Genomic DNA, 12804 nt, shown 5'->3' with positions numbered 1-12804 from the left:
AGGCGAGATCGTAAGCGCCTCTCTTGCAGCTTCTGGTTTATAGCTCTGCGCCGCTTTGCTGGCGGAACACGAGTACCTTTAGCCCGCCACCGGGCTCGATATCGGCAAACTCCGGCGGGTTGTTCAGCCGCTGTTCAAAACGCAACCCTGGCGCTTCACGCGTCACACCCTCGATCAGAAAATCCGCACCCAGGGCCGGGTCATTCATGCAAGCCAGCACCGTGCCTTCGCTACTTAGTAATTCCGGGAGCTTGCGCAACACGCGCTGGTAATCCTTGGTCAGCAGAAAGCTGCCCTTCTGGAACGACGGCGGGTCGATGATCACCAAATCGTAAGGCCCACCACTCTTTACCTTACCCCACGACTTGAACAATTCATGGCCGAGAAAGCCGACCTTGTTCAGGTCATGGCCGTTCAGACGGTGGTTATCGCGACCCCGGCTCAAGGCTGCGCGTGACATGTCCACGTTGACCACCGATTGCGCGCCACCGGCAATCGCCGCCACTGAAAAGCCACAGGTGTAAGCGAACAGGTTCAGGACGCGCTTGCCGCCAGCGTTGGCGCGCACCCAGTCCCGGCCATAGCGCATGTCCAGAAATAGCCCGCAGTTCTGCTTCTTGCCCAAATCCACGAGGTAGCGCAAACCACCCTCGGTCAGCGTCCACTCATCCGGCATCTTGCCCGTCAGCGTTTCGGTGTGGCTGTCGGGCAGGTAGCGATGTTGCAGCAGCAGGGTGTGGGCCTGAGTGTCTTTCCAGGTTTGCTGCCGGGTCAGGTCGAGCAGCCGTGTTTTCAGTGCATGCAGTTCATCTGTGGCGGGTTCTTTGAACAACGACACCAGCAGCACCCCTTGCATCCAGTCCACGGTCAGTTGCTCAAGCCCTGGCCAGCGTCGCCCACGGCCATGGAACAAGCGTCGGGTTTCTGCGGGTGCAGGGGCCAGGGCGGTGAGCAGATGCTCGGTGAGGGTGTTCAGTGCGTCGGCATTCATCGGTGGGCAGCGGGTCGGCAGTGAGGAAGGGCGGCATTCTAAACCCAATCAGGGGCTCAGCGTCTGCAGCGCTTCGAGCACCTGACGCAGCGCCTTGTTCACGGGCTTGTCCTGACGCAGCACAATGCCCAGCGTGCGTGTCAGGGACGGTGTCAACGGCTGGATGCGCAAGCCGCGGCGGTGGTGGGCTGCGGCCACCGACAGGTACGGCACGATGCTGTAACCCAGACCCGCTGCAACCATTTCCTTGATGGCCTCGATGCTGCCCAGCTCCATCACCGGTTTGACGCGCAGGCCGGCCAGCAGGAACCACTCATCGATCAACAAACGCGTGCTGCTGCCCGCTTCAAAAACCACCAGCGGTATGCTTTCAAGGAGCTGCGGCGTCAGCAACGATGGCAGGTCAGGTTGATCGGTGCTGAAAATCGCCACGAACTCGTCCTCCAGCAGCGGGTTGATCGACAGGCTTCGCCCCGAGGCAGGCAGCGTGACCAGTGCGACATCCAGCCGGTTTTCTTCGACGGCGCGCAGGATGGCATCGGTATTTCCGGTACTCACGCGCACGTCCAGCGCCGGAAATTGCAGGCGCAAGGCACGCAGGAGTGGCGGCAGCAGGTGAATGCAGGCGGTGGCCCCCGTGCCGATAGCGATCTGCCCGGCGATACCCTGGGCGTGGCCAGACAGGTCCAACAGGGCGGCTTCGATCACCGCGTCGATGCGCCCGATGTGTTCGAGCAAGGTTGTACCGGCCGAAGTGGGCTTGACGCGCTTGCCGACCCGTTCGATCAGACGCAGGTTCAGGCGCGCTTCCAGTTGGCGAATATGCAGGCTGACCGCCGGTTGGGTCAGGCCAAGGCGCTCGCCCGCAGCGGAAAAACTGCCGTGTTCCATGACCTGGGCAAAGGTGTGCAAATGATTGAGATTGAGGCGTTTCATGCCAAAGTTTTACTTATGCTAAAGATGACGAATCATAGCTTTGTTTAGGTCAGGCGGTGCGTCATCATTCTGTCATCAGCATTCATATCCACCATCGAGACCCTCTGAATGTCCCAAAACCTGATCCTGCGCGACGCCAGCGAAAATGACATGCACGCAGTGCAGGCGATCTACGCCCACCACGTGCAGTACGGCACGGCCAGCTTTGAACTGGAGCCGCCGACCCTTGAACAGATGCTCAAGCGCCGTGAGGATATCTGCGCCATCGGATTGCCTTATCTGGTCGCCAAGCTCGACGGCGAGGTCGTCGGGTACGGCTACGCCACGCTCTACCGGCCACGGCCAGCCTATCGCTTCACCGTCGAGGATTCGGTGTATGTCCGTGAAGGCAGGGCAGGTCTGGGAATTGGCAGTGCGCTGTTGAACCTAATTATTGAGCGTTGCATCGAAGGCGGCAGGCGGCAAATGGTGGCGATCATCGGCAACAGTGAAAATATCGCATCGATCCGGCTCCACGAGCGCCTGGGCTTTCGCAAGGCTGGCGTACTCGAATCGGTGGGCTTCAAGCATGGGCGCTGGCTGGATACGGTGATCATGCAGCGCCCACTGGGTGAGGGCGATGACAACCTGCCAGGCTGAAGCGGTCGAAACCTCGCGCCCGCCACCCATTGCGAGCCGTTGCGCCATGCGCAGTTCCGACACAGCCCTGGAGGCATTTGCCGCAGGTGCGGTCAATCAGCGCACCCGCAGGCTTTAACTGTCAAAGCAGCTATATCCGCCGGTAGCTGAGCTGGCGGGCCTACGGGCCTGATTTCGTCGATGGCTCAAGCCCTACTTTTGCGCGTCCAACAATTCTCTTTATCGCCCCGATATTTGAATCCGGAGCGATGCAGGAATAAGCTTCGCGCCATTGTTAGCGACCAGCCCCGTCCAGTCTGTCGCTGTCCACACCTCTTCGCTCAGGAACCGCCATGTCCAGTCTGTTTCCCGCCGCTCGTCCACGTCGCCTGCGCAGCAACGCCAATTTCCGCACGCTGTTCCAGGAAACCGAGTTCACGCTTAATGACCTGGTGCTGCCGATTTTCGTTGAAGAAGAAGTCGATGACTTCGTGCCGATCAACAGCATGCCTGGCGTGAGTCGCATTCCAGAGTCGAAACTGGCTCAGGAAGTCGAGCGCTACGCCCGTGCCGGGATCAAGTCGGTGATGACCTTCGGCGTCTCCCACCACCTGGACGCCAGCGGCAGTGACACCTGGCAGGAAAAGGGTCTGGTCTCGCGGATTTCTCGCACCATCAAAGACGCGGTGCCGGACATGATCGTGATGTCCGATACCTGCTTTTGTGAATACACCGACCACGGCCATTGCGGCGTGATGCACGGTGCCCACGTCGACAACGATGCGACCATCGAGAACCTTGGCAAGCAGGCGGTGATGGCCGCTCGCGCCGGTGCCGATGTGATCGCACCCTCGGCGGCGATGGACGGGCAGGTCAGGGCCATCCGTGCAGCGCTGGATGCTGCGGGTTTTACCCAGACACCGATCATGGCGTACTCCACCAAGTTCGCCTCATCGCTCTACGGCCCGTTCCGTGAAGCAGGCGGCTCGGCGCTCCAGGGCGACCGTAAAACCTACCAGATGAACCCGATGAACCGTCGTGAGGCCTTGCGCGAGTCGCTGCTGGATGAGGCCGAGGGCGCCGATGCGCTGATGGTCAAGCCTGCGGGCGCCTATCTGGACATCATCCGCGACATCCGCGAGGCCTCGAACCTGCCGCTGGCGGCGTATCAGGTCAGCGGCGAGTACGCGATGATCAAGTTCGGCGCCCAGGCTGGCGCCATCGACGAAGGCCGTGTAGTCCGTGAAAGCCTCGGCGCTATCAAGCGTGCGGGTGCGGATCTAATCTTCACCTACTTCGCAATGGATCTGGCATTGAGCGGGATCTGAGTCCGACATTCACCCTGCTTGCCGGCGAAGGCTGCGCGCAGGAGCCGGGCACCACGCTGGGTCTGTAAGCGCGAATTCTTTCGCGAAAGCGTGTGCATGCGCTAGAGATGAGTCGTCTGCACGGGTCTGATCGTGAATGAAAGGGAGGGAGCGGCCTGCACAGACGCTCAGATGCAAAGCAGAAAAAGCCCCGTCTTCACAGGAAGCCGGGGCTTTTTTCATGCATGCGTCAGCGTTTTATCCCGCCACGTCCACCAATACGATTTCGCTGTCTTCGATGGCCGTGACGCGCAGCACGTGCTCATCTTCAACGGCGATGCCATCACGCGCCTCAGCGCGCATACCGTTGACCTCGATGATGCCCGTTGCTGGCACCAGATAGGCTCGGCGCCCTTTATCCAGCAGGTATTCGGCGGTTTCGCCCGCCTTGATATTGGCCGCGACCAACCGGGCATTCGCACGAATGCGTAGCGCTATGTCGTCGTCCGCCTTGCCGCTGGCCAGGGTCACGAAACCCTCGCGGTTGCCTTTCGGGAAGGGTTTCGCGCCCCAGGAAGGTGCTCCGTTAAGCTCATCCGGGATGATCCAGATCTGGAAAATACGCGTCTCTTCGGATTCCAGGTTGTACTCACTATGAGCCACACCAGTACCCGCACTCATCACTTGCACATCGCCTGCTTCGGTACGGCCACGGTTGCCCAGGCTGTCTTCGTGGGTGATCGCGCCTTCGCGGACATAGGTGATGATTTCCATGTCCCGGTGCGGATGAAGCGGGAAACCAGTGCCAGCCTGGATCACATCATCGTTCCAGACCCGCAGTTGGCCCCAGCTCATGCGGCTTGGGTCGTAGTAGTTGGCGAATGAGAAATGGTGATGGGCGTTCAGCCAGCCATGGTCCGCGCCACCCAGGGATTTGAAAGGACGAAGTTGCAGCATGGTCAGTGCCTCCATTAGCAGGGCCGGACGACTAGGCCGCGCCGCTGTTGATGAGTCTTAAGTAGATGACCACATCATCTACCCACATTACATCGATAAAAAGCGTAAGTTTTGCGTCATTCCAATCGAATACTTGAATGGTTAGGGGGTGTCTGCTTTTACGTCACAACCTGCACTTGATCGGCTAACCCCATGACCAACAAGCATTTCGCTGGAGCTTGACGGCGAATGGGGCGACCATAGGCGCCCTCTCTTTAACGCTGATACATGGAGCCCGCGTGTCGCACGATTTTCCCGCCGAGCCACCCCACGACCCAGCCGCCGATTTACCTCCTGATCTGACTGTTCCCGAACGCCTGCCATTCTTCAAACGTTTGCTGGCGCGGATGATCGGCCGCAGCCTGTCGCGCATGCAGGCCCAACATGTGCCGTCGTGGAGACAGGGACATGCCGACGGTTTCCTCAACGGCCACGTCGAAGGGATGAACGAGGGCTATGCCGAAGGCCACCTGGACGGCATCGAAGAAGGCCGGCAGGTGTTGGTGATTCGCGATACTCGTCCGCTGGAGCACCGCGGACCACGGGTCGACGACCATCTGTTCGATGACTGGCGCTTGCCGCTGACCAGCGAGCTGAAAAAACGCATCAAGGCCGACGTCGCTGAAAAGTTACCGTCGCACGCTCAGCCCACTGCGGCGCAGTGGAAGATGATTTTCAGCGACACACCGTCGACCTATGTCATCGCCGGAGCCGGGGCAGGCAAGTCGACCTCGCTGGTACTGCGGGTTCTGTTGCTCAACCACTACCTGGGCTTCGAGCTGGATTCCATGACCGTGGTGACCTTCACCCGCGAGTCGCGCAAGGACTTCATCAACAAGCTCATCGAGGTCATGGCGCTATGGGGGCAGGACCTGTCCCTGCGCCAGGCCCGTGACGTAGTGCGCACGTTCCATTCGCGCATCCTGCCGCTGGTTCGCAGCCTGCCGGGTTTGGAGCAATTACAGGCGTTCGAGAACCTCACTAACCAGACTCACACGCTGGCTGTCGGCAACCCGTTGGACGAGGGTGCGGACAGTAACCCGTTCGACCTGCGCATCAACGACGCCCAACGGCAGCAGATGAACCTGTGCTATCGCGACCTCTATGCTACCAGCCCACGTTTCCGCGAGGTGATGGCGCCGCTGTATAGGCATTCGTTGCAGCTCAAGGAACTGGACCGCGACCACCCGGACGTGCAGAAACGCATCACGGTGATGGGCCTGTCGGCCAAGCGCGACGAAGAGTTGTGCGACATTATCGAAGACCTGTGGATTCGTGCCGGCGCCTGGCCGATTCAGGGTGTCGAGCCGATGCGCCAGACGGTTGAGGTCAGCGGTTTGAGCTTCCATGTTCACGGCTACGCTGCTGAGCTGGATGCATGGATCGTGCTGGGTTTCGACCCCGGCGAGGACCAGCACTTGCGCCGCCCCGATGCCAAACTGCCGGTCTGGGCCGAATGGGTGATCAAGCGCACGCTGTTCCAGGCGTTCTGCCGCAAGCCGGTGATCTGGCTGGAAAACTACGAAGCATCGCGAGGCATGATGCAGTCGCTGTCCGGGGCTGCCGTGGCCGGGCCGGGGTTCGATTACAAGGTCAAGGGCGAGCTGAGCGCAGCACCGTTGCTCGATTGCTTCGTTGCGGCCGCCGGGTTCATCGAAAACCTCGGTCTCGATGTGCCCGACGCTGTGTCGCAGATGAGTTTTTTCGACCAAGACCCGGACCGTTTTTTCTTCGAAGCCTTGAGCCTGTTCTGGAAAGCCTTCGAAGATCATCTGCTGGAGCAGACCCCGCCGGTGATGACTTACAACCGGATGTTCTCGCTGTTCGGCGAGAAGTCGCCGGAGAACCTCAAGCTGGTCAGCGACGAGGGCTTGCGGCCGCTGTCACATCTGATGATCGACGAGTTTCAGGACGTCTCGCCGCAGATCGTGTCCTGGCTTCGCGCCAGTCTGCGCGAAGTGCGCAGCCGTGGATCGGCACTGCACGCCGGACGTGGCGCGCAGCGTTCGTCGCTGTTGTGTGTGGGCGATGACTGGCAATCGATCTATGGCTGGCGCGGCAGTTCACCGAAATTCTTCATGGAGTTCCCCAAGGAGTTCTCGTCGCCATCGACCACCAAGGTCATGCTCAGCGACAACTTCCGCAGCCATCAGCACATCATCGATGCTGCCGAGCACATCGTCCGGGCCGCGCCTGCGATCAGCGGCAAGAAAGCCCGCGCCAGTGGCCTGGAACAGGAACTGCTGCCGGTCACGGTACTGGATCGTGATGAGGATCGACTGGTGGCGACCCTGCTCGAACACTACAACGCCGGTGATTCGATATTGCTGCTGTATCGCAAGGGCAGCGAACGCAACAAGCTGCCAGAGCCGCTGCAAGCGCTGATGCGCGCTGACCATGCACTGGCGCCGCACGAGCGTCGTCTCAAGCAACTGACCTACCACAGTTCCAAGGGCCTGCAGGCGGACGCGGTATTCCTGCTCGGGGATTGCCAGCACTTGACCCAGTCGCCTTACAAAAATCAGGTTTACCAACTGGCCGGGCTGGGCAAGGAGGGCGATCTTGAAGCCTTCGATACCGCACAGAAAGACGAAGTGCTGCGCCTGGCCTATGTGGCGATCACCCGAGCAGTGCGGCATTGCTACTGGTTCATCGATGCGGTAGGCAATGAGGATGCAAGCGTGCCCAAAGCATCCGCGAGAATCGCCAGCGACAAAGCGTTTTTCGAGGATCGACGCGGTGTTGCGGTGTTGGATACGTGATGCAGGCCCTGGAAATGTATTGAACACACCCGCACATCGCGAATGAATTCGCTCCTACAGGGCATCGGCGTCTTTATTTATTGCACCGGCTCGCCAAGGCAACCTTGGCAGAGACTGCCTGGTCTGTGCGACGCACAAAACCCCTATAGGCGCGGATTCATCCGCAAAACATGAACCGGGCGATGCGGTCTGTCGATGCACTGGATGTGGCGAATGTAAAGGCCGCGCTGCCGCAATCAAGCGTGGCTCAGGTACAACGCCCGCTGCGGCGCAAAGGTTTCCAGCTCAAGCTCGATGGCTTCGATGATGCGCTCCACGTCCATGGCGTTCATCACCGTAGCGCAGGGAATCCCGGCAATGGCGATTACCGTTTCGCCACTGGCACGGTCGAACAGGCGCACGACCATGCTGCTGGGTGCGTCCATATTGGCTTCGAAGCCCACTGGGTGGAAGTGCCAGCGCATGAGCTGACAGGCATTGGGAAAGGTGACTTTGTTCATGGTGCCTACCTCGTTCGATCGAGCAATTCCAAGGCTCCGCAGGGCAGGAAACGGCGTCTGTCAGCCAACTCCGAAGGACAATGCATAGCGTACCTGAGCATCGCATTGCTTTGTTTTTGTCCTGCGTAAATCGAAGCATGAAAGACGAGTCAGCTAAAGGTAGCATCGACTTTTGACAAAAATGAGAAAAAGCAGGCAGGCAACGCAAAATTCATTTTTCAGTGATTCAGATCATGTTTTGTTATAGCAAAACGATCTTTCTGATTGAGGATTGAGCGTTATTCCATATAACCAACGTGTTTGAGATAGGGAGAAGGTCATCGGGTGTGGCGTACGGTTTAACTGCTGAACCGCTTCAAACAGCACGTAGACTTGCAGGCGCACATTCATTCGCGATGAGGCCGAAACGTCGACCTGGCCCCATCGTCGCAACCTCTTCAGGTCAACGAATGCCGTTACGGATCCGAGTATGGATTAGCCTTGCGCTGTCCAGGCCGGTTCATTCACTAGATTTTTTGGCCGCTCTCCAGTCAGCGCGCCGAGCATGTTATTTACTGCGCAGCGAGCCATGGCCTCTCGGGTTTCGTGGGTTGCCGAACCCATGTGCGGGGTGGCTACCACGTTGTCCAACTGCAGCAAGGGGGAGTCCGCTGGCAGCGGTTCTCGCTCGAATACATCCAGTCCGGCCGCGCGAATATGGCGGTTGCGCAGGGCCTGGATCATTGCCTGCTCGTCTACCACCTTGCCTCTGGCGATGTTGATAAAGATGGTCTCCGGGCGCATCAACGCGAACTGCTTTGCGCCGATCAATCCTTGGGTTTGCGCAGTCAGCGGTAGCGTCAGGCAGACAAAGTCAGCCTCGCGCAGCAATATTTCGAGGCTGCGGTACTGCGCGCCGAACCGGGTCTCGACGGCTGGCTTGGGCGAGTGACTGTGGTAAATCACCGGCATGCCGAAGCCAAAATGCCCACGCTGCGCCAGCGCCTCGCCAATTCGGCCCATGCCGATGATGCCGAGGGTCTTGCCGTGTACATCAGTGCCAAAGTGCGTGGGCCCGATATTCTGCGTCCATTGCCCGGCGCGAACCATGCTCGCCAGCTCCACCACCCGCCGCGCCGTGGCCATGATCAAGGCAAAGCCGGTGTCGGCAGTGGTTTCGGTCAGCACGTCCGGGGTGTTGGTAAGCAGAATGCCACGACCCGTCAGGTACTCGATGTCGTAGTTGTCGACCCCCACCGAGACGCTGGACACCACCTTGAGCTTCGGTGCGAGGTCCAGCAACGGTGCGGCCAGTTTGATGCTGGCCCCCAGTAGCCCGTCCGCCTCAGGCAGTGCATCGCGCAGGCGGGCCATGCCGTCTGCACTCTTCGGGTCTTCGATCAGCGTGACCTGTGCGACCGCCTCCAGGCGCGCTATCAGAGGCGGGGAGAGTTTCTTGTACAGCACAACTTGCTTTTTCATCAGGGTTTTTCCAGTCAAGGATGCGCAGCGGTGCGATGTACATTTGTCTCATCGCCCACTGGCTGTGCGCGGTTATCCGGTTTGAGCAACAGCGTCAGTACCACCGACACCAGCAGCGCGCCGCTCATGAACAGGTACGAGGCGCTCAAGGTCCCGGTTACGCCATTCAGGTAGCCGACCAGGTAGGAGCCTGCGAACGAGCCCAGTGCGCCGAGGCTGTTGATCAATGCCATGGCGCCACCCGCGACGTTGGAGGGCAGGATTTCCGGCACGATGGCGAAGAACGGGCCATAGGGTGCGTACATGCAGGCACCGGCAATCACCAGTAACGAGTAGGACCACCAGAAGTGATCGGTGCCCAGCGCATAGGAGCCATAGAAGGCAACTGCAGCCAGCAGTAAAGGAGGCCAGACGAACAGTTTGCGCTTCTGTAATTTGTCCGATCCCCACGACACCACGATCATGCCAATCACCGCCGCCAGGTAGGGCAGCGCGGACAGCCAGCCCGCTTCGACCATGTCCATCTGCATGCCTTTCTTGATGATGGTCGGCAGCCACAGCACAAAGCCGTAAACGCCGATGCTCCAGCAAAAATACTGAGCGGCCAACAGCAGAACCTTGGGCGAGCGGAAGGCCTGGGCGTAATTTTTCACTGGCTTGATACCGACTTGCTCTGCGTCCAGCCGTGACTGCAGTTCGGTTTTCTCTTGCGCCGTCAGCCATTTGGCCTGAGCCGGACGTTCATCCACCAGACGCCACCAGATAAAGGCCCAGACCACCGCCGGGATGCCCTCAACGATGAACATCCAGCGCCAACTGAAATGCGCCACCAGATAGCCGGACACCACCGACATCCACAGCATGGTCGCTGGATTGCCGAGGATCAGCACAGTGTTAGCCCGCGAGCGCTCGGCCTTGGTGAACCAGTAGCACAGGTACACCAGCATGGCGGGCATCACGGCCGCTTCGACGACGCCGAGCATGAAGCGGATGCCGATCAGCATGTAGGCGTTGGAGACGATCCCGGTGAGCGTCGCCAAAGCGCCCCAGAGAATCAGACTGACAAAAATCAGCTTTTTCACGCTTTTCTTTTGCGCGTAAATTGCGCCGGGCACCTGGAAGAAGAAGTAACCGAGGAAGAACAGCGCCCCCAGCAACGACGACATGCCGGGGGTGATGTTCAGGTCCTCGGCCATGCCCGAAGCAGTGGCAAAGCCATAGTTGGCGCGGTCCAGGTAGGCCAGGCTGTAAGTGATGAACACGATGGGCATGATCAGCAGCCAACGGCGTTTGAGACCCGCGTGCTTTACGGTTTCGAGTAGCTTTTCCATGTCGGACTCCCTGAGGGTGTTGTTCTTGTCGCAGCAGGTGATAGGGACAAACCTTTCACGATCGGTCAGGCGCTGTGTCGTCGGGCTGCCGGTTGCGCTTGGCCGGCACGCAGTTCGGCCAAGGTCGGCAAGCCCTCCATATCGCCGCGGCTTTGAACGGCCTGGCTGCCGATCCAGTTGCCCCGGCCGGTGGCTTGAGCGAAATCAAGATTTTCCAGCAGCGCACTGATCACGCCCACAGCGAAGCCATCGCCCGCGCCGACGGTGTCGATCACCTTGGGCACGACGACGCCGGGCACGAAAGCCTCATTCAGTTGCGTGCGGTAATACGCGCCTTTGGCGCCGAGCTTGATCACTACGGCTTCAACGCCCAGGTCCAGATAGAAGCTGGCGATATCGGCCGGGGTGTCGAAGCCGGTCAGCAATTCGCCTTCGGCCATGCCTGGCATAACCCAGTGCGCGAGGCTGGCAAGGTGGTTGACCTCACGAATCATCAGCGCCTGACTCGACCACAGTGAAGGCCGCAGGTTGGGGTCAAACGAGACGCTGCGACCGGCATCGCGCATTTGCGTCATCAACACCTGGGACAGCTCCCGGCAGCTGTCCGATAGCGCTGCCGGAATGCCGGTGGCGTGCAGGTGCCGCGCCTTGAGCAGATCAGGAACGATGTCATTGACTGACAGATGACTGGCCGCCGAGCCCCTGCGGAAATACTCGACCACCGGGTCTGCACCGTCGAGCTCCAGGGACTTGAACTGAAAGCCGGTGGGGTGCGCAGGGTCAATCGCCACATGGCTGCAATCGACGCCCTCTGCCGTCAGGCTGTCCGTCACGAAACGGCCCATGGAGTCGTGACCCACACGGCTCAGCCATGCCACCTTGAAGCCCAGGCGTGACAGGCCGATGGCAACATTGCTGTCGGCCCCTGCGATGCGTTTTTCGAAGTGCCTGACAGCGGCCAGGTTACCGCTCTGTTCGGCGACCAGCATGGTCATGGTCTCGCCGAAGGAGAGAATATCGATCTCAGACATGGCTCACGGCCTCCAGCGTCGGGGTGAGGTTGGGCTGATGCAGGGCAGCTCCGAGCCGGGCGAGGGTCTGGACCTGCAGGCGTGTCACCTGCAGCAGATCATCGCCTTGCAGGGGGTATTCGATTGCGCGGGGCAGGCCGACCGGCATGTGCTTCAACAATTGCTCCCACAGGTGCAGATCGCTCTGACCCGGCGGCACAGCAATGAGTTTGCCGGCGGCATTGCGCGAAACCGCCTTGCAATGCAGGTATTGGACGTAGCGCCCGAGTTGAAGCGCCGCCGCGCTGGCCGATTGCGCCTGCCACAGCCAGTTGCCGATATCGAAGGTCATGCCAATGGGCATTTGCAGGGCTTCTACCCGTGCGAAGAAACGGGTCAGCGGTTGCACAGTGCCGCCTTGTGGCGTCTGATCGTTTTCCACCAGCAAGTGCACCTCGTGCCGCGCCAGGCGATCAGCCAGCGCGGCGACGTCACTGTCGTCGGTGAAATGGCCGAGGGAAACCTTCAACCACGCGGCGCCACAGGCAGCTGCGCGCTCCAGCGTAGGTTGCAGTTGCGCATTGGGTGCATTCTGGCCTTCGATCCACAACTCCAGAGGCGCCGAGTACAAGCATTCCAGACCTTGCGCACGAATGGCTTCGGCCAGTGCCGGGAAATTTTCGTCGGCAAGGTTTGTAGTGAACAGTTCTTCGCGCAGCTCAATGCGGGTGACGCCGGCCTCCACCAGCAACGCAATGAAGCTGGCTTGGCCGCGCTCACGTACGAGGTCGGCACCAAAGGCGCCCAGGCTGATGGCAACGGGGAATCGGCTCATTATTTTTATCCTCTGAAACCGGTTTCATTTTGCTTCGAACTGACGAACTCGAAAAAA

General features: G+C 59.9%; 11 protein-coding genes. 3 read left to right on the top strand and 8 right to left on the bottom strand.

What is annotated here, in order from left to right; genetic code table 11:
- Positions 1-37: 37 nt before the first annotated feature.
- A complete protein-coding gene (locus EC915_RS04765; RefSeq protein ID WP_133749344.1) occupies positions 38-991 on the bottom strand; it encodes a class I SAM-dependent methyltransferase in 954 nt (317 codons plus the stop codon).
- Between the two features lie 48 nt (positions 992-1039).
- Positions 1040-1927 carry a LysR family transcriptional regulator gene (locus EC915_RS04760; protein WP_133749343.1) on the bottom strand — a complete coding sequence of 296 codons (888 nt, stop codon included), beginning with the start codon at positions 1925-1927 and terminating at the stop codon, positions 1040-1042.
- Between the two features lie 108 nt (positions 1928-2035).
- Between EC915_RS04760 and EC915_RS04755 the strand changes: the two genes are divergently transcribed.
- On the top strand, positions 2036-2566 hold the full coding sequence (locus EC915_RS04755) for a GNAT family N-acetyltransferase (protein WP_133749342.1): 531 nt from the start codon (positions 2036-2038) through the stop codon (positions 2564-2566).
- A 332-nt stretch (positions 2567-2898) separates the two neighbouring features.
- Positions 2899-3873: a porphobilinogen synthase gene (gene hemB, locus EC915_RS04750; RefSeq protein WP_133749341.1), complete on the top strand. Its 975-nt coding sequence runs from the start codon at positions 2899-2901 to the stop codon at positions 3871-3873.
- A 237-nt stretch (positions 3874-4110) separates the two neighbouring features.
- On the opposite strand, the gene EC915_RS04745 is transcribed toward hemB, so the two are convergent.
- The gene (locus EC915_RS04745) at positions 4111-4809 is read right to left on the bottom strand and encodes a pirin family protein (protein WP_133749340.1); all 699 of its coding nucleotides are present in this window, start codon (positions 4807-4809) and stop codon (positions 4111-4113) included.
- 386 nt (positions 4810-5195) lie between these two features.
- On the opposite strand from EC915_RS04745, the gene EC915_RS04740 reads away from it, so the two are divergent.
- Positions 5196-7610 (top strand): UvrD-helicase domain-containing protein, encoded by a 2415-nt coding sequence (locus EC915_RS04740; RefSeq protein ID WP_166650927.1) that lies wholly within the window; start codon positions 5196-5198, stop codon positions 7608-7610.
- A 236-nt stretch (positions 7611-7846) separates the two neighbouring features.
- Here EC915_RS04740 and EC915_RS04735 read toward each other — a convergent pair whose 3' ends face one another.
- From EC915_RS04735 to EC915_RS04715, 5 genes are all read right to left on the bottom strand, one after another.
- Positions 7847-8110, bottom strand: a complete 264-nt coding sequence (locus EC915_RS04735) for a DUF1652 domain-containing protein (RefSeq protein WP_133749339.1) — start codon at positions 8108-8110, stop codon at positions 7847-7849.
- Between the two features lie 474 nt (positions 8111-8584).
- Positions 8585-9571 (bottom strand): NAD(P)-dependent oxidoreductase, encoded by a 987-nt coding sequence (locus EC915_RS04730; RefSeq protein ID WP_133749338.1) that lies wholly within the window; start codon positions 9569-9571, stop codon positions 8585-8587.
- A 14-nt stretch (positions 9572-9585) separates the two neighbouring features.
- On the bottom strand, positions 9586-10902 hold the full coding sequence (locus EC915_RS04725) for an MFS transporter (RefSeq protein ID WP_133749337.1): 1317 nt from the start codon (positions 10900-10902) through the stop codon (positions 9586-9588).
- Between the two features lie 65 nt (positions 10903-10967).
- Positions 10968-11933: a sugar kinase gene (locus EC915_RS04720; RefSeq protein ID WP_133749336.1), complete on the bottom strand. Its 966-nt coding sequence runs from the start codon at positions 11931-11933 to the stop codon at positions 10968-10970.
- Positions 11926-12747 carry a sugar phosphate isomerase/epimerase gene (locus EC915_RS04715; protein WP_133749335.1) on the bottom strand — a complete coding sequence of 274 codons (822 nt, stop codon included), beginning with the start codon at positions 12745-12747 and terminating at the stop codon, positions 11926-11928. Before EC915_RS04715 ends, EC915_RS04720 begins: the two co-directional genes overlap by 8 nt.
- Positions 12748-12804 lie beyond the last annotated feature (57 nt).

The sequence above is a fragment of the Pseudomonas sp. LP_7_YM genome (assembly GCF_004364435.1).
In the GTDB taxonomy this organism is placed as follows: Bacteria; Pseudomonadota; Gammaproteobacteria; order Pseudomonadales; family Pseudomonadaceae; genus Aquipseudomonas.
The sequence above is the reverse complement of the archived record's forward strand: the minus strand, read 5'-3'. Positions and strand labels throughout refer to the sequence as shown.